At 61.8% G+C, this 17597-nt stretch carries 19 protein-coding genes; 11 read left to right on the top strand and 8 right to left on the bottom strand.

Annotated elements, in window-relative coordinates; translation table 11 throughout:
- Positions 1-13: 13 nt before the first annotated feature.
- Positions 14-253: a DUF2188 domain-containing protein gene (locus EN990_RS05555; protein ID WP_013532013.1), complete on the top strand. Its 240-nt coding sequence runs from the start codon at positions 14-16 to the stop codon at positions 251-253.
- A gap of 158 nt (positions 254-411) precedes the next feature.
- Here the strand turns inward: EN990_RS05555 and EN990_RS36015 are convergent, their stop codons facing one another.
- A complete protein-coding gene (locus tag EN990_RS36015) occupies positions 412-963 on the bottom strand; it encodes a hypothetical protein (protein WP_245460894.1) in 552 nt (183 codons plus the stop codon).
- A 126-nt stretch (positions 964-1089) separates the two neighbouring features.
- On the opposite strand from EN990_RS36015, the gene EN990_RS05545 reads away from it, so the two are divergent.
- From EN990_RS05545 to EN990_RS05510, 8 genes are all read left to right on the top strand, one after another.
- Positions 1090-1833: a competence/damage-inducible protein A gene (locus EN990_RS05545; protein ID WP_127368224.1), complete on the top strand. Its 744-nt coding sequence runs from the start codon at positions 1090-1092 to the stop codon at positions 1831-1833.
- A gap of 81 nt (positions 1834-1914) precedes the next feature.
- Positions 1915-2748: a universal stress protein gene (locus tag EN990_RS05540; RefSeq protein WP_024504401.1), complete on the top strand. Its 834-nt coding sequence runs from the start codon at positions 1915-1917 to the stop codon at positions 2746-2748.
- Between the two features lie 131 nt (positions 2749-2879).
- Positions 2880-3380: a xanthine phosphoribosyltransferase gene (gene gpt / locus EN990_RS05535; RefSeq protein WP_013532017.1), complete on the top strand. Its 501-nt coding sequence runs from the start codon at positions 2880-2882 to the stop codon at positions 3378-3380.
- A 210-nt stretch (positions 3381-3590) separates the two neighbouring features.
- A complete protein-coding gene (locus EN990_RS05530) occupies positions 3591-4079 on the top strand; it encodes an NUDIX hydrolase (RefSeq protein WP_013532018.1) in 489 nt (162 codons plus the stop codon).
- A 133-nt stretch (positions 4080-4212) separates the two neighbouring features.
- Complete coding sequence (locus EN990_RS05525) at positions 4213-4524, top strand: PilZ domain-containing protein (RefSeq protein WP_013532019.1); 312 nt, start codon at positions 4213-4215, stop codon at positions 4522-4524.
- Positions 4525-5155: 631 nt separating this feature from the next.
- Positions 5156-8938, top strand: coding sequence for a vitamin B12-dependent ribonucleotide reductase (locus EN990_RS05520; RefSeq protein ID WP_027162598.1), 3783 nt, complete (start codon positions 5156-5158; stop codon positions 8936-8938).
- 6 nt (positions 8939-8944) lie between these two features.
- Positions 8945-9145 carry a type II toxin-antitoxin system HicA family toxin gene (locus EN990_RS05515; RefSeq protein ID WP_013532021.1) on the top strand — a complete coding sequence of 67 codons (201 nt, stop codon included), beginning with the start codon at positions 8945-8947 and terminating at the stop codon, positions 9143-9145.
- Positions 9146-9149: 4 nt separating this feature from the next.
- Positions 9150-9356: a type II toxin-antitoxin system HicB family antitoxin gene (locus EN990_RS05510; RefSeq protein ID WP_024504399.1), complete on the top strand. Its 207-nt coding sequence runs from the start codon at positions 9150-9152 to the stop codon at positions 9354-9356.
- Between the two features lie 44 nt (positions 9357-9400).
- On the opposite strand, the gene EN990_RS05505 is transcribed toward EN990_RS05510, so the two are convergent.
- The 7 genes from EN990_RS05505 to EN990_RS05475 all read right to left on the bottom strand — a co-directional run bounded on the left by EN990_RS05505 (position 9401) and on the right by EN990_RS05475 (position 15543).
- Positions 9401-9628 (bottom strand): hypothetical protein, encoded by a 228-nt coding sequence (locus EN990_RS05505; RefSeq protein WP_244506949.1) that lies wholly within the window; start codon positions 9626-9628, stop codon positions 9401-9403.
- Positions 9629-9698: 70 nt separating this feature from the next.
- Positions 9699-10529 carry an S-formylglutathione hydrolase gene (fghA, locus tag EN990_RS05500; RefSeq protein ID WP_127368226.1) on the bottom strand — a complete coding sequence of 277 codons (831 nt, stop codon included), beginning with the start codon at positions 10527-10529 and terminating at the stop codon, positions 9699-9701.
- Positions 10530-10629: 100 nt separating this feature from the next.
- The gene (locus EN990_RS05495) at positions 10630-11439 is read right to left on the bottom strand and encodes a formylmethanofuran dehydrogenase subunit C (protein ID WP_027162602.1); all 810 of its coding nucleotides are present in this window, start codon (positions 11437-11439) and stop codon (positions 10630-10632) included.
- Positions 11436-12344 (bottom strand): formylmethanofuran--tetrahydromethanopterin N-formyltransferase, encoded by a 909-nt coding sequence (gene fhcD / locus EN990_RS05490; protein WP_127368227.1) that lies wholly within the window; start codon positions 12342-12344, stop codon positions 11436-11438. The genes EN990_RS05495 and fhcD overlap by 4 nt, the downstream gene beginning before the upstream one ends.
- Positions 12332-13963: a formylmethanofuran dehydrogenase subunit A gene (locus EN990_RS05485; RefSeq protein ID WP_127368228.1), complete on the bottom strand. Its 1632-nt coding sequence runs from the start codon at positions 13961-13963 to the stop codon at positions 12332-12334. The genes fhcD and EN990_RS05485 overlap by 13 nt, the downstream gene beginning before the upstream one ends.
- Positions 13957-15045: a tungsten formylmethanofuran dehydrogenase gene (locus EN990_RS05480; protein ID WP_127385780.1), complete on the bottom strand. Its 1089-nt coding sequence runs from the start codon at positions 15043-15045 to the stop codon at positions 13957-13959. Before EN990_RS05480 ends, EN990_RS05485 begins: the two co-directional genes overlap by 7 nt.
- A gap of 117 nt (positions 15046-15162) precedes the next feature.
- The gene (locus EN990_RS05475) at positions 15163-15543 is read right to left on the bottom strand and encodes a 4a-hydroxytetrahydrobiopterin dehydratase (RefSeq protein WP_013532029.1); all 381 of its coding nucleotides are present in this window, start codon (positions 15541-15543) and stop codon (positions 15163-15165) included.
- A 153-nt stretch (positions 15544-15696) separates the two neighbouring features.
- On the opposite strand from EN990_RS05475, the gene EN990_RS05470 reads away from it, so the two are divergent.
- A complete protein-coding gene (locus tag EN990_RS05470) occupies positions 15697-16668 on the top strand; it encodes a beta-ribofuranosylaminobenzene 5'-phosphate synthase family protein (RefSeq protein ID WP_024504393.1) in 972 nt (323 codons plus the stop codon).
- Positions 16669-16697: 29 nt separating this feature from the next.
- On the top strand, positions 16698-17591 hold the full coding sequence (locus tag EN990_RS05465) for an NAD(P)-dependent methylenetetrahydromethanopterin dehydrogenase (protein WP_013532031.1): 894 nt from the start codon (positions 16698-16700) through the stop codon (positions 17589-17591).
- The last annotated feature ends 6 nt before the right edge of the window (positions 17592-17597 follow it).

Raw genomic sequence — 17597 nt, 5'->3', positions numbered from 1 at the left:
CCGGAGGTTTTTCATGGCGAAGCTGACTTACAAGATCGTCGAACATGACGGCGGCTGGGCCTACAAGGTCGGAGCGACCTTTTCCGAGACGTTTCCGACGCATCAGGACGCGTTGCGCGCCGCCGAAATCGCCTCGGCCGAGCAGCAGGTCGCCGGAGCGACGGACGGCATCCAGTATGAGGACGCCGAGGGAAAATGGCATGAGGAACTGGCCGACGGCCGCGACCGGCCGCAGACAGAAGTCTCGGATTGATCGGTGTCGCGGTTGATGTGGAGCGGTTCGACGGAGCGCCGACCGCAGCGCCGTCCGGAGAGAGGACGCGCCAGCGGCCAGCGGCTGTCCTTGCGGACTAGCCCTCGAACATGGATTTCCAGAAAATCGGCGTGCGCTTTTCGGAAATCGCGTTCTGGCTATTTGCCGCAATACTGATCGTTGACGTTTTGCCCTGCGTTAGCGTCCGGGCCTGGTGTGTTGTGGGCACATGGGCCTATTGCGCCGGTGTTGCCTTGAGTGTTCAACCCGGAGCCGTCACTGATGCTTCCCGTGGTGTAGGGGTCGACAGTTGTCTGGTCGTTGTTACCGAACAGCCACCAGTCATGATTGTTTGAGTACCTGTCGTCCAGTGACTGCGCCATCGCCGATGTGGCGAGACCAATCGTCAGGACGGATGCTGCGAGAAGTTTTGTAACCATTGAATCACTCCGTATCTTAGCCGCTTTGGTGCGACACTCATAAAACCCGGTAGTCAGCCGAATGGTTCCTTGAAATTGTCGTGAAGCTGAGGTGAGGCCCCGATCAGCCCGGCCGGCGATGCGCTCGATGGATGCGGCGGTTCGCTCCGCGGCCACGAATTGCGGCACGTGCCCCTTGCCGTTGGGCCCCTCGATGCGGCCGAGATCTTGCTCGACCGCCACGTTATCGCAGAACATGGTGTGGAAACGAGTTGGCTTCGACCGAGCCATCCACCTCCGGCGGTCATGTAGTCGGGCAGGGAAGCCGGCGCCGCGGAGATGACATTGCGGCCACCGCCGCGCCGCGCTATCTCAGACCACTCGCCTTCCCGGGCCACTCGCTTGCCGGAGCTTCCCATGCCTGAAATCGTGACCGCTGCCATGCTCGTCATCGGCGATGAGATTCTGTCCGGCCGCACCAAGGACAAGAACATCGGCCATCTCGCCGACGTCATGACGGCGATCGGCATCGACCTGAAGGAAGTGCGCATCGTCCCGGACGAGGAAGACGAGATCATCGCGGCGGTGAACGCCGTGCGCGCGCGCTACACTTATGTGTTCACCACGGGCGGCATCGGGCCGACGCATGACGACATCACGGCCGATTCCATCTCCAAGGCCTTTGGCGTGCCTTGCGAATACGATGCCCGGGCCTATGCCATGCTGGAAGCAAGCTATGCCGCGCGCGGCATCGAATATACCGAGGCCCGCAAGCGCATGGCACGGATGCCGCGCGGCGCCGATCTCATCGACAATCCGGTGTCGGTCGCGCCTGGCTTCCGCATCGGCAACGTCCACGTCATGGCTGGCGTGCCGTCGATTTTCCAGGCCATGCTCGACAATGTCGTGCCGACGCTGAAGGCCGGCACGAAGATGCTGTCGGCGACCGTGCCCTGCCCGTTCGGCGAAGGCCTCATCGGGGGGCCGCTGGGTGATATCCAGAAAGCGCATCCCGATACGATCATCGGCTCCTATCCGAAATATGGCGATGGCAAGTTCTGGACCGAACTGGTCGTGCGTGCCCGCAACCAGGAGGCGCTGGACGCTGCCCGCGCCGATGTCGAGGCGATGGTCGCCGGCTTCGCCAGCAATCCCGGCTGATCTGGTCCAGACCGGAACAAAGCACGACGCTGCAACGTTTCCCCGGCACGAGTTCGCCAGCTCGTGAACTGAGGGATTGTCATGCGATTCAAAACCATCGTCGCCATTCTGCAGAACGAGCAGGACGCCGAGCGCGTGCTCGACTGCGCCATTCCGCTCGCCACCCGGTTCCAGAGCCATCTGGTCGGCATCCACGCCGAAACGCTTCCCGTGCCCTACACCTCTGCCACAGGCTTTCCCGACACCGAATTCCTGCAGGTTTCGGCAGACATGAACCGGGAACGGGCCGAGAAATTAAGGACGCTGTTTCTCAGGCATATCGAGGATTCCGGTCTTTCCTTCGAGTGGCGAAGCCTGGAGAGCTTTTCGGGTGACAGTGCGCTGACCGGGATTTCGAGCGTGCGGGCCGCCGACCTGATCATAGCAGCGCAGCGCGAAACGGGCGGCGATTCCAGCGCGGACGTTGACACGCTGGTCTACGATGCCGGCCGGCCGGTGCTGGTGGTGCCGCACGAGGGTCCGCTGATCACCACCTTCAAACGCGTCTTGCTCGCCTGGAACGGCAGCAAGGAAGCGGCGCGCGCCGCCTTCGACGCGCTGCCCTTCATCATCGAAGCCGAGAAGACCGACATATTGGTTATCGACCCTCCTGAAACGCTCGACGACAGCCCGGAGGCCGCCGGCGCCGAAATCGCGGCAGCGCTGTCGCGCCACGGCGCCACCGTCAGCGTCTCGGTGCAGCAGTCGGGCGGCAGTTCGGTCGATGACATCATCCAGACCAGGATCGCGGAGACCGGCGCCGATCTGCTGGTGCTCGGCGCCTACAGCCATTCATGGCTGCGCCAGCTTCTGTTCGGCGGCGTGACGCGCAGCGTTCTGCGCACCGCGCCGGTGGCAGCCTTCCTGTCGCGGTAAGCCCACGGCGATCGCTGGCCCTTGCCTTGCCAAGGCCCCTGCTCTTGCCAAGATGGGGGCTTTCCAGCTAATTCCGCGCGCATTCCCCTGTTTTCTTGCGCGCGATCCCCGCGTGCTGTGGAGTGCGCGACATGTCCCTTCCCGAAAAAGCCTTTCCGGTCTCCTGGGACCAGTTCCATCGCGACGCTCGCGCACTCGCCTGGCGGCTTGCCGGCGCCAACAAAGGGCAATGGAAAGCGATCGTCTGCATCACGCGAGGCGGGTTGGTGCCGGCGGCGATCATCTCGCGTGAACTTGGCATCCGCGTCATCGAAACCGTCTGCGTCGCCTCCTATCACGATTATACCAGCCAGGGGCAGCTGCAGGTCCTCAAGGAGATCACCCCTGCCCTGCTCGCCGAAGACGGCGCCGGCGTGCTGATCATCGACGACCTGACCGACACCGGCAAGACGGCGGGCATCGTGCGCGCGATGATGCCCAGGGCGCATTTCGCCACCGTCTATGCCAAGCCGAAAGGCAGGCCGCTGGTCGATACTTTCGTCACCGAAGTCAGCCAGGACACCTGGATCTATTTCCCGTGGGATATGGGCTTCACCTACCAGAAGCCGATCGCCGACGACCACGCCGGCTGATTCGCAACTACCCTGTTACAGACCAGCAGCTTGCACCGGGGATGGATTTGCTTTCGCAAACAGGTCCGGCAGAGCCGGATATTTCGCGAAATCGACGTCTATTGGCGGAAATTGGCCAGGCGAATGAAATTTTTTACTTTTATTGCCGACAATTAGCCGTAAGATTCGTGAGACGGCAAACGATTCCGGAGGCTGGGGCTAGCTTCTTCGATGTTGACGAGGCCAACGACACACAATCATCTGGCCGAAAGGGTCCGACGGCTCTTCGGCACCGCGCCGTGCCGCCTGCAGGTTGCCGCCCTGCCCTGGCGCGACACGGGAGACGGCGTCGAAATCATGCTGATCACCAGCCGCGATACCGGCCGTTGGGTTTTGCCCAAGGGTTGGCCAGAGGCCAGGGAGCCGCTCTGCGAGGCCGCGGCGCGCGAAGCCGGCGAGGAGGCCGGGCTACGCGGCCGTGTCTCTCATCTTGAAGCCGGCCGTTACTTCTACGCCAAGGCGCTGGCTTCCGGCGAAGAAGTCCCGTGCGAGGTCCTGGTGTTTCCGCTGCATGTCGACAAAGTCGCGGACCGCTGGAAGGAAAAACGCTCACGCACCCGCAAATGGGTCCGTGCAAGCGAAGCGGTGCGCATGGTCAACGAACCCGACCTTTGCCAGATCATCGCCTATTTCTGCGCCGACCCGCACAGCTTCTCCTGACGGGCGGCCACACCGCGCTCTTTGCAAAATGGGACTGGCTTGCAAAGGCTGGACACGCGTTGCCGCGCATCGACATGAATGCTTTGCTAAGGAATCAAAGGTAGGATTCGGCAGCTCTGGTATTTTTTGATCGATGGCGAATCCCGCAAATCCAATTCCAAACGAGTCCGACGAGCCTGAGCGCGAGCATCGTCCGCGCGTGCTCAAGGGCGGGTCGATCATCACCGGAATTTCGAATTCGGAAGTCGGCTGCACGCTGCGCAATCAACATGAAGGCGGAGCCGAACTGAAGATACCGCTGGAAGCCCGGGTTCCCGATCGCTTCCTTCTCTATGTGCCGCTCGACGGCATTGCCTATCGGTGTGAGGTCCGCTGGCGTCGCAATGACCGTATCGGGGTGCAGTTCACCGGCACCGAGCCAAAACCCAGGCTGCACTACGGCTGATCCATTCAGGCACGACGCTTTGGATCGTTGCCGCGTCCGGATTGCCTGGTGACGGCAAAATTGCGATCGCCGCACCGCATTCTATCCCCGTTATCCACATATGTGACACACAAGATGTTGGGGTCACAAAAGCTACGCAAACGAATCCTTGACGGCGCAAAACGAGTCGCCTTTTATAGGCCATGCGCTCCTGTTGAGAGTGCGACCGGAAAGTTCTGAGCCCGGTCTTTTTCCCGGATTATGTGCGTTTTGCTCGCATTTCCGCCTGGTTACGAGGCCGGCGGAAGCGTTGGAATTGTGGGGCGGTTGGGGTCGATAGGGACAATTGTCGGGCTTGAATAAATTGTCTGTTAATACTATATTTAGTGTTTGCAGGTAGGTTCGACGCTAGATAGTGTGAATTTCCCTCGACCGAGGGAATCGGAAAAAAATCAGTTTTGAGGGACCCGTGGGTTCGTCGGCACGTTGGACAGGCACTTCGCAAGGAGTTTGACCAGCAGGGCCGGCGGAGGCTGCGAAATGGAGAGCCGGCCGTTTTCGAACGCCGGCAGACGGCGGACATGCGCGTTTCGCATCGGGGGCAGAAATCCCTGGGGAAAAGCGCTACATATAGACAAAAGGGACCGGACCAATGCGCATCGAGCGTCGTTTCACCAAGCCAGGACAGTCCGCCTATGCGGAGATCGAATTCCGCAAGGCGCTTTCGGAGATCAAGAATCCGGATGGCTCGGTGGTGTTCCGCTTGGACAATATCGACGTGCCGGCGCAGTTCTCCCAGGTCGCAGCCGATATCCTGGCACAGAAATATTTCCGCAAGGCCGGTGTTCCGGCACGCCTGAAGAAGATCGAAGAGAACGACGTCCCCTCCTTCCTGTGGCGCTCCGTCGCCGATGAGGCGGAACTCGCCAAGCTGCCGGAAGCCGAGCGCTACGGTTCCGAGATCGACGCCCGCCAGGTCTTCGACCGCCTTGCCGGCACCTGGACCTATTGGGGCTGGAAGGGCGGCTACTTCAAGGCGTCGGAAGAAGACGCACGCGCCTTCCGTGACGAGCTTGCCTACATGCTGGCCACCCAGCGCGTGGCGCCGAACTCGCCGCAATGGTTCAACACCGGCCTGCACTGGGCCTATGGCATCGACGGCCCGAGCCAGGGCCACTTCTATGTCGACCCGTTCACCGGCAAGCTGACCAAGTCGAAATCCTCCTACGAGCATCCGCAGCCGCATGCCTGCTTCATCCAGGGCGTACAGGACGACCTCGTCAATGAGGGTGGCATCATGGATCTGTGGGTGCGTGAAGCGCGCCTGTTCAAATACGGCTCCGGTACCGGCTCCAACTTCTCGCTGCTGCGCGGCGAAGGCGAAAAACTGTCCGGTGGCGGCCGCTCGTCGGGCCTGATGAGCTTCCTCAAGATCGGCGACCGCGCGGCGGGCGCCATCAAGTCGGGCGGCACGACGCGCCGTGCCGCGAAAATGGTCATTGTCGACGCCGACCACCCCGATATCGAGGAATTCATCGACTGGAAGGTCAATGAAGAGCAGAAGGTCGCCTCGCTGGTGACCGGCTCCAAGATCGTCAAGAAGCATCTCGAAGCGATCATGAAGGCCTGCGTCAACTGCGAAGGCAATGGCGACGACTGCTTCGATCCGTCGATCAACTCCGCGCTGAAGCGCGAGATCAAGGCGGCCAAGAAGTCCGCCGTGCCGGAGAACTACATCTACCGCGTCATCCAGTTCGCCAAGCAGGGCTACAGCTCGATGTCGTTCAAGACCTACGACACAGACTGGGATTCGGACGCCTACCTCACGGTTTCGGGCCAGAATTCCAACAATTCGGTGTCGCTGAAGGACAATTTCCTGCGTGCCGTCGAGGACGATGCCGACTGGCACCTGACCGCCCGCAAGGACGGCAAGGTGCTGAAGACGCTGAAGGCCAGGGATCTCTGGGAAAAGATCGGTTACGCCGCCTGGGCGTCCGCGGATCCCGGCCTGCATTTCAACACGACGATGAACGACTGGCACACCTGCGCTTCCGCCGGTGCGATCCGGGCGTCCAACCCGTGCTCCGAATACATGTTCCTCGACGACACGGCCTGCAATCTCGCCTCGATCAATCTGCTGCCCTACCGCAACGCCGACGGCACGATCGACATCGCAGCCTACGAGCACACGGTGCGGCTGTGGACCATCGTGCTCGAAATCTCCGTCATGATGGCGCAGTTCCCGTCGAAGGAGATCGCCAAGCAGTCCTACGAATACCGCACGCTCGGCCTCGGCTATGCCAATATCGGCGGCCTGCTGATGACGTCGGGCATTCCCTACGACTCCGATGAAGGCCGCGCGATCTGCGCCGCACTCACCGCGATCATGACCGGCATGGCCTATGCCACCTCGGCCGAGATGGCCGGCGAACTCGGCGCCTTCGCCGACTACGACCGCAATGCCCAGAACATGCTGCGCGTCATGCGCAACCATCGCCGTGCCGCCTATGGCGAGAAGCAGGGCTACGAAAAGCTCGCCGTCAACCCGGTGCCGCTCGTCGCTTCCGACCTGAAGCAGCAGGACCTTGCAACCCACGCCAAGGCCGCCTGGGACCGCGCCATCGAGCTCGGCGAGGAGCATGGCTACCGCAACGCGCAGGCGACCGTCATCGCGCCGACCGGCACGATCGGCCTGGTCATGGATTGCGACACCACCGGCATCGAGCCCGACTTCGCGCTGGTGAAGTTCAAGAAGCTGGCCGGCGGCGGCTATTTCAAGATCATCAACCGCGCCGTGCCGGAAGCGCTGCGCACGCTCGGCTATTCCGAAGCCCAGATCGCCGAAATGGAGGCCTATGCGGTCGGCCACGGCAACCTCAACCAGGCGCCGGCCATCAATCCCGGCGCGCTCAAGGCCAAGGGCTTCACCGACGACAAGATCGCGGCGCTCAACGCAGCCTTGAAGTCGGCCTTCGACATCAAGTTCGTCTTCAACCAGTGGACGCTCGGCGCCGACTGGGTGAAGGAGACGTTCGGCTTCACCGACGAGCAGCTCAACGACTTCTCGTTCGAGATGCTGCCGGCGCTCGGCTTCTCCCGCAAGGACATCGAGGCCGCCAACATCCATGTCTGCGGTGCCATGACACTGGAAGGCGCGCCGTTCCTCAAGGCCGAACACCTCGCCGTGTTCGACTGCGCCAGCCCGTGCGGCAAGATCGGCAAGCGCTCGCTTTCGATCAACAGCCACATCCAGATGATGGCGGCGGCACAGCCCTTCATTTCCGGCGCCATCTCGAAGACCATCAACATGCCCAACGATGCGACGGTGGAAGATGCCAAGGGCGCCTACATGCTGTCGTGGAAGCTGGCGCTGAAGGCCAACGCGCTCTACCGCGACGGCTCGAAACTGTCGCAGCCGCTCAACTCCTCGCTGCTCGCCGATGGCGAGGACGATGAGGATGAAGCCGTCGAGCAGCTGCTCGCCGCACCTGCGGCAGCGCGTGCCGCACAGATCACCGAGCGGATCGTCGAGCGCATCATCGAGCGCGTGTCGCGCGAGCAGGAAAAGCTGCCCGGCCGCCGCAAGGGTTACACGCAGAAAGCCAAGATCGGTGGCAACACCATCTTCCTGCGCACCGGCGAATATGACGATGGCCGTCTCGGCGAGATCTTCATCGACATGAACAAGGAAGGCGCGACTTTGCGTGGCCTTCTCAACAACTTCGCCATCGCCATTTCGTTGGGCCTGCAATATGGCGTGCCGCTCGACGAATATGTGCACGCCTTCACCTTCACCAAGTTCGAGCCGGCCGGCATGGTGCAGGGCAATGACGCCATCAAGAGCGCGACGTCGATCCTCGACTACGTGTTCCGCGAGCTGGCGATCTCCTACCTCGGCCGCAACGATCTCGCTCATGTCGACCAGTCGGACTTTTCCAACACCGCACTTGGCCGTGGCATCAGCGAAGGCAAGACCGATGCGGTCTCCAAGGGCCTGACCCGTGGCGCCTCGCCGGTGAAGCTGGTGTCGCGCGTCAGCGGCAACGATCCGAAAGGCTTTGCGGCCCCATCGGGCGCCCCTGCCCGCTCGGCACCGACCGCCTTCTCCGGCTCCAACGTGCTGGCGCTGAAACCCGCCAGCGACGAAGCGGTCGCCTACAAGCGCGACTATGAGGAGCGGGCGAAGGAACTGGCCGAGGACATCGCCTTCGAGGAAGCGGCGGGTGCTGCCTCCGATGCCACGGCGGGATTGTTCACCGACGCGGCGGCCGTCGAGGCGGCCGAAGCAAAAAAACTCGCCAACGACCGCCGCGCCAAATCGCTGCTCCAGGGCTACACCGGCAATTCCTGCTCCGAGTGCCAGAATTTCACGATGGTGCGGAACGGGACCTGTGAGAAGTGCGATACGTGTGGCTCGACGAGCGGGTGCAGCTGAGATCTAGTGCCACCTCGGCTTACAGTTCGCGAGATCATTCGCCTGCTGGAGGCCGATGGCTGGTATCTGGTTGCAACCAAGGGCAGCCATCGCCAATATAAGCATGAAGTCAAAGCCGGCCGCGTCACCGTGGCTGGCAAGCCGTCTGAAGAGGTTGCGCCAGGAACACTGAACAGCATCCTCAAGCAGTCAGGTTTGAAGGAGTGATGACATGCGTTACGCGGTGGTGATTGAAAAAGCAGGAAATAATTTTTCTGCCTATGTGCCGGACCTACCCGGCTGCATCGCGACAGGTGCCACTGTGCCTGAAGTGGAAACCGAGATTCGCGATGCAATACGCTTTCACATCGAAGGTTTGCGAGCCGATGGGCTGGATGTGCCCAAGGGTGTCAGCCTCGCGGAATACGTAGAGGCATAGAGGCAGGCCTCCACTCGATCCGGATCAGGCTCTGGTCCGGGCGTCTAACTCGCCGGCAACACCCTTAGCGTCTGCTTGTCAAACAGCGGCTCGTCCTGGCCGATGCGGACGAACAGCAGCTTCCGACCCTCGCCCAAGGGCACTTCGAAATACTGGATGCCATCAGGCATTTCGCCCCAGCAGCCGCAGGGTGGGTCGGGAACCTCATCGGGGCTGGCCAGTGCTTTCAGTATTTTCGCGATCCAGGGATGTGTAGCGTTTGACGGCGGCAAGCGCGGCGCTCTCGGTGTAAGGCGTCGCAATAACTTGTTTGCATCTGGCCATGCCTTCGGCCTGCCCAGATCAAAGCCTCTCAGCATGCCATCTCAGATGATCGTCCATGAAGCTGGAGATGAAAAGATACGAGTGATCGTATCCATCCTGCATCCGCAGCTTTAGCGGAATACCTGCTGTGGCGCAGGCCGCCTCAAGCAGCCAAGGCCTCAGCCCGTCGTCAAGAAATCCATCCGACGTTCCCTGATCCACCAAAAATTCGGGGAAACGGTATCCGTCGTCGATGAGCGACGTCGCGTCGCAAGTTCGCCATGAGGCCTCATCCTTGCCGAGATACTTTTCAAAGGCCGGTTTCGACCAGCCGGCGGTGCTTGGCTGGGCGATCGGGGCGAACGCCGAGCAGCTCTTGAACCGCTGCGGATTCTTCAAGGCAATCGTCAGCGCGCCATGCCCGCCCATCGAATGGCCAAAGATTGCCTGGCGTGCCATATCGGCTGGAAATTCAGCCGCGATGAGGGCCGGCAACTCCTCGGCGACATAGGAATACATACGATAGTTCTTCGCATAAGGCTCTTGCGTCGCATCGAGATAGAAGCCGGCGCCGGAGCCGAACTGCCAGTTGTCTTTTTCATCCGGAATGTCGGCCCCGCGCGGGCTGGTGTCGGGACAAACGACGATCAGGCCGAGCTCGGCCGCCATGCGCCTGTACTCGCCCTTGTCCATTACATTGGCGTGGGTACACGTCAGGCCTGAGAGATACCACACAACGGGACAAGGCGCCTCCCGCGCCTGCGGAGGTATGAAAACGGCAAAAGTCATGTCGCAACGGCAACTCGTCGACAAATGGGAATAGACGCCCTGCACGCCGCCATGGGCTTTCGCTTGAGAGATGATTTTCATGTGTTCTCCACGTTGCAGGTCGAATGACGGTCGGCCCCACCACTACCCCAGCGGCAAGCACTTGCGTCCTGCCATCGTATGGTTCCTGTGTCGACGGATCTCAGCGCGGAAAAAGAACCTCGCCCATTCCAAGCACTGCGTTATCCCCGCCATATTTGCGCGGTGCGCTCCCCAGAAGCGGCCGTTTCAAAATGCCCTCGGCAATCAGATAACGATCGATGATGGCGGCGAAGACGCTTTCGGGTGCGCCGCATTCGACGAAGCTCGGCGACATGCGTGCCGGCGCGCGATCGAGAAGGATCGAACCGCGACGCATCAGATAGCCGGGCATCTCACCGGTGCCACCGGCCACCACCAGGGTGCCGGCGATCATACGGCTGCCTGCATGGTCGCCGGAGCCTTTCAGCACCGCGATCAGGCCGCGCCGCATGCGGTCCGCGGCGAAGGCGCCCGCTTTGCCCCTGACAATCAAAACACCGCCGTTCATGCCGGCCAGTTCCCCGACGAGCGGCGCACCGAGGTGGTCGCCGGCATTGCCCGTTATCTCAAGCCTGCCGCCGCGCATGCCGGAGCCGGCGTGTGGACCCGCATTGCCTTCGATCGTGAGCTTGCCACCGCGCATGGCGCGCCCGGCCTGGGCGCCGGCATTGCCAACGAGGCGAACCGACCCACCCCGCATGCCTTGCGCCACAAGGTCGAGGCGCGTGCTTCCGCCCTCGAACACGATGTTTGTCGGATCGCTGCCGGCGACGCGAAAAATGTCGCCCACCTTCGAGCCGTGCTTCGTCATGCCGATCTGGATTCTTTCAACGTCGCGCCTGTCGATCCCGGCCAGCCGCTCCGGCGTCAGCGGCGACAGGTCAAGGCGCTCCGGCGGCTCGGCAACCAGGGTGAAGGTCAGCGCCTTCATGGCAGCATATCCTTCAGCGAGTAGATGAATTTTCCGAGCTTGCCGCCGTAATTGCCGGCGCTGATCCGAACCGCGCCTCTTTTCGGGCCGAGCTCTATGACAGCCTTGATGCCGGCCTTCATCGCGGCGGCAACTGCATCATTGGTCTCACCATCGATGACGATTTCCAGGACAGCGTTGATGTCGGGACCGAGTTCACTCGCGACGACGCCGCGCAGTGTCGGCGCGTAGGCTTCGTTGGCCGAGGCGATCATGCCTTTGTATTTGCCACCAATCTTGGAACCCGAACGGGCAATGCCGCCCGGAAACGGCACGATGGCGCCAGGCACCATGCCGATCGCAGCGACCGCGGCCTCGGCAGCGGCCAAAGCGCTGGCGCTGCTTTGCGCCATGACAAAGAAATTGCCGCCACCGACAGCTTCCTTCGTCAGTCCGGTCGTTGCTTCGCACAGGAACTCGCCATCCATGACGGGAATACGCCAGAAATGCCTGTCGCCGATCTTCTTGGAGATCTGCCAGCCGTCGCCGAAATAACGCAGTGCCGAACCGAGCTTGAGCTCGGCGCTGCCCTGCAGCCCGGCAAAGCAGGCGGAACCCGGCGAGGTCAAAACGCACTGGCCGACACGATTGAGCAGTTGTTTCTGCAATTCGTCCGTTCCCATCGCGAAAATCATGACGCGGCAGCCCGGCCGGCCATCCGGTGTGGCCGATGGCGGCAGGTCGAGATCGATTGCCGCTTCGCAGCCGCAACCGATCACCGAGGTGGCGAAGCCGGTCATTGTGATCGCCGCCTGGCGAGCCCATTTCCGGCTCGGCGCGGTGATGACGATGGCGGTTGCGCGCATGCCGAAGGCTTCCGCGAAGGTATCGTCGATCGTTACGCCATTGATGCTCATGTTCGGCATGGCACCTCGCCGAATGGCTGTTCGCGCGCAATCGCGGAATCCGGGAAATTAAACCAGTCCAGCGATAGGCCGTAGCGCTGCTGGTGATAGTCCTCGAGCCGTCGCACCATTGCCTTGTCGACAGGCGGCTTGAGCCTCAATGCCTTGCCCCAGCGGTAATGGATGATTTCCCCGTCTTGCACGACGAGATCGCCATCCTTGAAAACATACGCCGCCTGTCCGAGCATTTTCGCGATACTGCGGTCCCTGCGATAGACAGCGACGTCGGCTGTTGCGCCGGCGCCGAGATGGCCTCGATCCGTCAAGCCGAGCAGCTTGGCTGGCGCCGCGCGCGTCATGATGGCGATTTCCTCGAACGTGTATTCGCGGTCGATTGCGGCCAGGGTAGAGAGCGCCAGGGCGGATAGGGAAAGTCCGGCGGCCATTTCGGTGCGCGCTTCCCGGCTCATCAGCAGTTCGAACAGCGCCGGATAGGCGGTAAAAGGTGCACCGTTGGGATGATCGGTGGTGAAGAACACACGCCAGGGATCGTCGATCAGGAGAAAAAGCTCGAGCCCGATCGCCCACTGCATCGTGCCGTAGAAGTCCTTGCCATAGCTGTAGGGCACGATGCCGCCGCCATTGCCGTCACCGTCATGAATGACGGTCTTTTTCGGATGCGCGCTGCCGCGCGCCGAAAATTGCCGCATGACGTCGGAGGAGACCGTGACCGTCTGGCCGAACATCACCTGGCCGATATCGATGGTGACTTCCGGCGTCGCGTTGACCAGTTCGGCAAGCCGTGCGGCGGCAGAGGAAAACCCGCGTTTTCCTTCCGTGCCATAGCCATAGAACTGGAGGTGGGCGAGATGCAGCGGCAGTCCATCCGCCGCTGCAATCGTCGCAGCCGCCGTATCCGCCGATCCGGGGCTGCCCAGATTGTTGCAATGGACATGCAAGGGATGCGGCAAGCCAAGATTGTCGACGGCGGCCTGCAGCGTCTTGACGATCTTGCGCGAACTGACGCCATAGGAAGGCACGACATCATCCAGCGAGAAGGTGCGGACGTTCTCCTTGAAGGCGGCCGCCGCACCGGCGTTGATCACCTTGACCCCAAGCGCTCGCGTCGAAGCGACCGTCCAGGCGACATAGTCCTCGATCATCGTCCGGGGGGCGTCGTCGCGGATCATCGACAACAGGAAATCGTCATTGCCGAGAATGGCAAGGGTCGCTTTGTCGATGATCGGGATGTCGGCCAGTTCGAGATGCGTGTGCAGCGCCGCTCCCGGCGACATCGCCGGCTCGACGACCGTCGTAAAGCCCATCTTTGCGTAGAGGCAGCCGGTCTGGAAGGTCGACCAGCCGGCATTGGAGAGCGGCGTCATTGCTGGCCGCAGCTGATGGGCGGCATGCTGTTCGGGCAAGAGCAGCCGCGCGGTGTTCACATTGCCGCCACCGATGTGGGAGTGGATGTCGATGGCGCCAGCCATCACGATGCAGCCGCTGGCTTCGATGGTCCGGTCGGCCGCCCCTCCCGCCGGCGCCGGAACGATCTTGTCGTCCTTGATCCAGAGGTCGCCCTTGTCGAGACGGCCGTTGACGGGATCGATGATGTCGCCGCCGGCGATTTTCGTCAGCATGGCAGTGCCTCGGCGAAAGCGTGGGTAGCGATCAGGCGGATGATCGTCGCGGCGGAGGGCAATTGCGAGGCCGCTTGCGCATCGATCGACCTGAGCGAGCCCGTGCGGCTGGAGTAGACAACCGCATCGTGATCGACTCCAGCCTCGCCGATGGCCATGGTGACTGCGGCGCCGGCAACCGGCTTTTCCGTTTTCGTCAGCACAATCAGCGCCATGCGTGCCCTTTTTTTCTGTAGTTGAGCCGTTGCGGCGGAGATCCGCAGGTGCAGGTCAGCTTCGCCGGCAGCGATCATGCGCTCCACATCGCAGCGCCAGGGATCGAATTCAGGGAGGCCGCGCGCAAAGCCGGTGCGCAGCGGAAAACCTGTCATCCAGGCCGAGGCGAGCGCGCTTCCCCACCCGTTTTCGCTCGCCGGCAGATAAAGGCCGGATGCGCGCGATTTGCGATTGAGATCGGCGATCAGTCCTTGCAGCATCTCCAATGCCAAGCCTTCGGCGGCGTGGCCTGAAAACAGGAACACGGGAAAATGCGCGGCCGCCAGAGTTTTGGCAAAATCATTGAAATTCGACACCGGTTGCGATGTACGCCGCCCTTTGTACTGTGCCCTCAGTGCCGCCAGCGTGGCGGCGAGGCTAGCTTGGCCACAGGAAAGTTGCGTTGCCTTGCGTCCGCCGTTCAGCGGCGGCACAGACATCCCGTTTGGGCCTACCACGAAAAACGCGCGCTGGTTGCCGGTCGAGAGGTCGGGAACCGTCCCGGCAAGTTCGCCGACAAGACCATGATGGATCCGCGGGAGCTCGCCCACGATCACCACGACATCGGCACGCCGGCGCGTCTCTCCGGGGGCGACGGTCATTGCCCCCTTGTCGGTAAAAAGCGCGGTCTCTCGGGCAAGTGCCGCACCATCGGCATGGTCGTATGCCGCGCCAGCCCGCTCAGCCAGCGCGATCGCCGCCCTCGTGCCATCTATATCCGTATCAAAGCTGAAAACCGGGCACCGACTTGACGACAATAGCGACGCGGCATGCGCAGCCGCGTGCTCAATCAGCGCTTCCCGGTTGCCGATCCAAGCAACCGCCATTCGCTAAACTACTTTCTGGTGCCGGCTCGATCCTAGACGAAACTGGATTGGCCGTGAACCCCACCCTGCAGCGGATCAGCGAATGTTTTCATACGCGTCAACAAATTCCGACCCTGCTTAGTCATATTTGACGTAAGCGAAGCGTTGGTCGGTCAGTGGAGTGCCCTCCAGTGCCCCGCCTTCCTTGGCCGGCTGCCACTGGACAACATCCTCGATCTTTTTCGCCAACTCGAAATCCTTGTCGGTAATGCCTTTCGCCGCGTGATTCGTCAGGCGCACCTCGACCCAGGCATAGGAGGCGGTGATATCAGGATGGTGCCACGCCGCCTCGGCGAGATGACCAACCGTGTTGATGACCATGAGCGTCGATTTCCAGCTGTGGGTCTTGTATTTGCGCCGGATCCAGCCGTTTTCATAACGCCATTTCGGCAGCTCCTTCTCAAGCCGGTCGGCGATCTCGGCTTCCGAATAGACCTTTTCCTTGACTGTCTCGTTCATCTCGACCTCCGCGAATTGCTCGGTCTGTCACACGCCGGAGCCGGCAAACACGTATGCGTTCTCTTTGGCTTGCCCCATCGACGAAAACAGTTATCATGGTACCGGGCACCTAAACTTCCATGATGCATCCATGATGCACCCATCGGGGGGCAGATGTCGAATTCTGTTACCATACGAGTGCCCGCTCGCCTGCACCTTGGCTTCCTTGATCTCAATGGCGATGCTGGACGGCGGTTCGGCAGCGTCGGGCTTCCATTGAGCGAACCCGAAACCGTCGTCACCCTGTCGCGGTCCAGCGAGACCATCGTCGAAGGCTCCGAGAGCACCCGCGCCAGCGAGCATCTGTCGACGCTCTGCAAGCATCTCGGCATTCGCGGCCAGCACCATCTGGTGGTCGAGCAGTCGATCCCCAGTCATGCGGGTCTGGGCTCCGGCACGCAGATCGCCCTTGCCGTCGCCTCGGCGTTGCGCACGCTCCACAATCTGCCTCTGGACATCGCCGGCGACGCTAACCTGCTCGAGCGGGGCGGCCGATCCGGCATCGGCATCGCAAGTTTCGAAGACGGCGGCGTCATAGTCGACGCCGGCAAGAACGACCGCGGCGGAACGCCTCCGGTCGTCGCGCGGCTGCCGTTTCCGGAAGAGTGGCGCGTCCTCCTCATCCTCGACCATTCCGGGCATGGACTGCATGGAGCAGCCGAGGTTGCGGCGTTTCGCTCGCTGCCGCCATTCCCAACGGCAGGCAGTGGGGAGATCTGCCGGAGGGTGCTGATGGGCATAATGCCGGCTTTGGTCGAGCGGGACCTTCCGGCATTCGGCGCCGCCGTCACCGCGATACAGATGCTGATCGGCAGCCATTTCGCCCCGGCCCAGGGCGGCGTGTTCACCTCGAAGCGGGTCGAGATGGTGGCCCACTGTCTCAATGAAGCAGGCGCCGTCGGCATCGGCCAGAGTTCCTGGGGGCCGACAGGCTTTGCCTTCGCGCCATCGCAGGACGCCGCACTCAAGTTCGTCGACGCGGTTCGGAAGACGACAGTTGAGGGCGGCCTTGAGGTCAAGATCGTCAAGGGCAGGAACTCCGGCGCGAAGATCAGTTCAACCAGGCTGGATCTCGTCGGCAGCTGACGCTTCAGTTTCAGGCAGAAAGGCAAGAAATGGCCCGCAAACACATCCTGCACATGCTGACACCGTTGAAGCAGATGAGCCCCTTCGACGTGAACATGGCGCTCGACGCAGGTTTCGACGCCGTCGTCCCCTATGTCGATGTGGGCCTGGCCGAAGTGACAGGACTGGTCCAGGACGCGATCTTTTCACGCCCGCCGGATGCGGGTGTCGACACCGGCATCTTCATCGCCGGGAAGGATGCCTCGTTGGCGCTCGACATGTTCGACGCCGCGAAGAAGGCGATGGTGCCGCCTTTCCAGGTTTCGGTATTTGCCGATCCAGCCGGCTCGTTCACCACAGCCGCGGCGATGGTGGCCAAGGTCGAAAAGGCGCTGGAGAAGAAATTCCAGCGTGCGCTCAGGGATACGAGGGTGGCTGTTTTCGGCGCCACCGGAGTCGTCGGCTTCTGCACCGCCGTCATCGCGGCAGGGGAAGGTGCCCGGGTCACACTTGTCGGCCATGACGGCATCGAACGGGTCAAGCAGATCGCGGCCGAGATCGAAAGCAGGTTCCACCTCACCGTCGATGCGGCTGACGGATCGAGCGACGCCCGCAAGACAAAGCTGGTCGAAGCCAACGAAATTATCCTGGCTTGCGCCAAAGCTGGCGTCCAGGTGGTCTCCAAAGCCCAATTGAAAGGCAATGACCTGCTTATTGCGGCCGACGTCAATGCCGTTCCCCCGGCCGGCATCGAAGGATTGGCCGTCAATGCCAATGGTGATCCACTCGATGCGGCAAAAGCTGTCGGCATTGGTCCGCTTGCCATCGGCAATGTCAAATATAAGGTCGAATTCGGTCTCTTCAAAAGAATGATCGAATCCGAAAAGACGATCACGCTCGGTTTTCAGGAAGCGTTTTCCCTTGCACGCGAGATTGCCAAGTAACGCCGG

The sequence above is a fragment of the Mesorhizobium sp. M7A.F.Ca.US.005.03.1.1 genome (assembly GCF_003997975.1).
GTDB lineage: Bacteria > Pseudomonadota > Alphaproteobacteria > Rhizobiales > Rhizobiaceae > Mesorhizobium > Mesorhizobium ciceri.
Note: the sequence above shows the minus strand (reverse complement) of the source record. Positions and strands in the feature narration are given on the sequence as shown.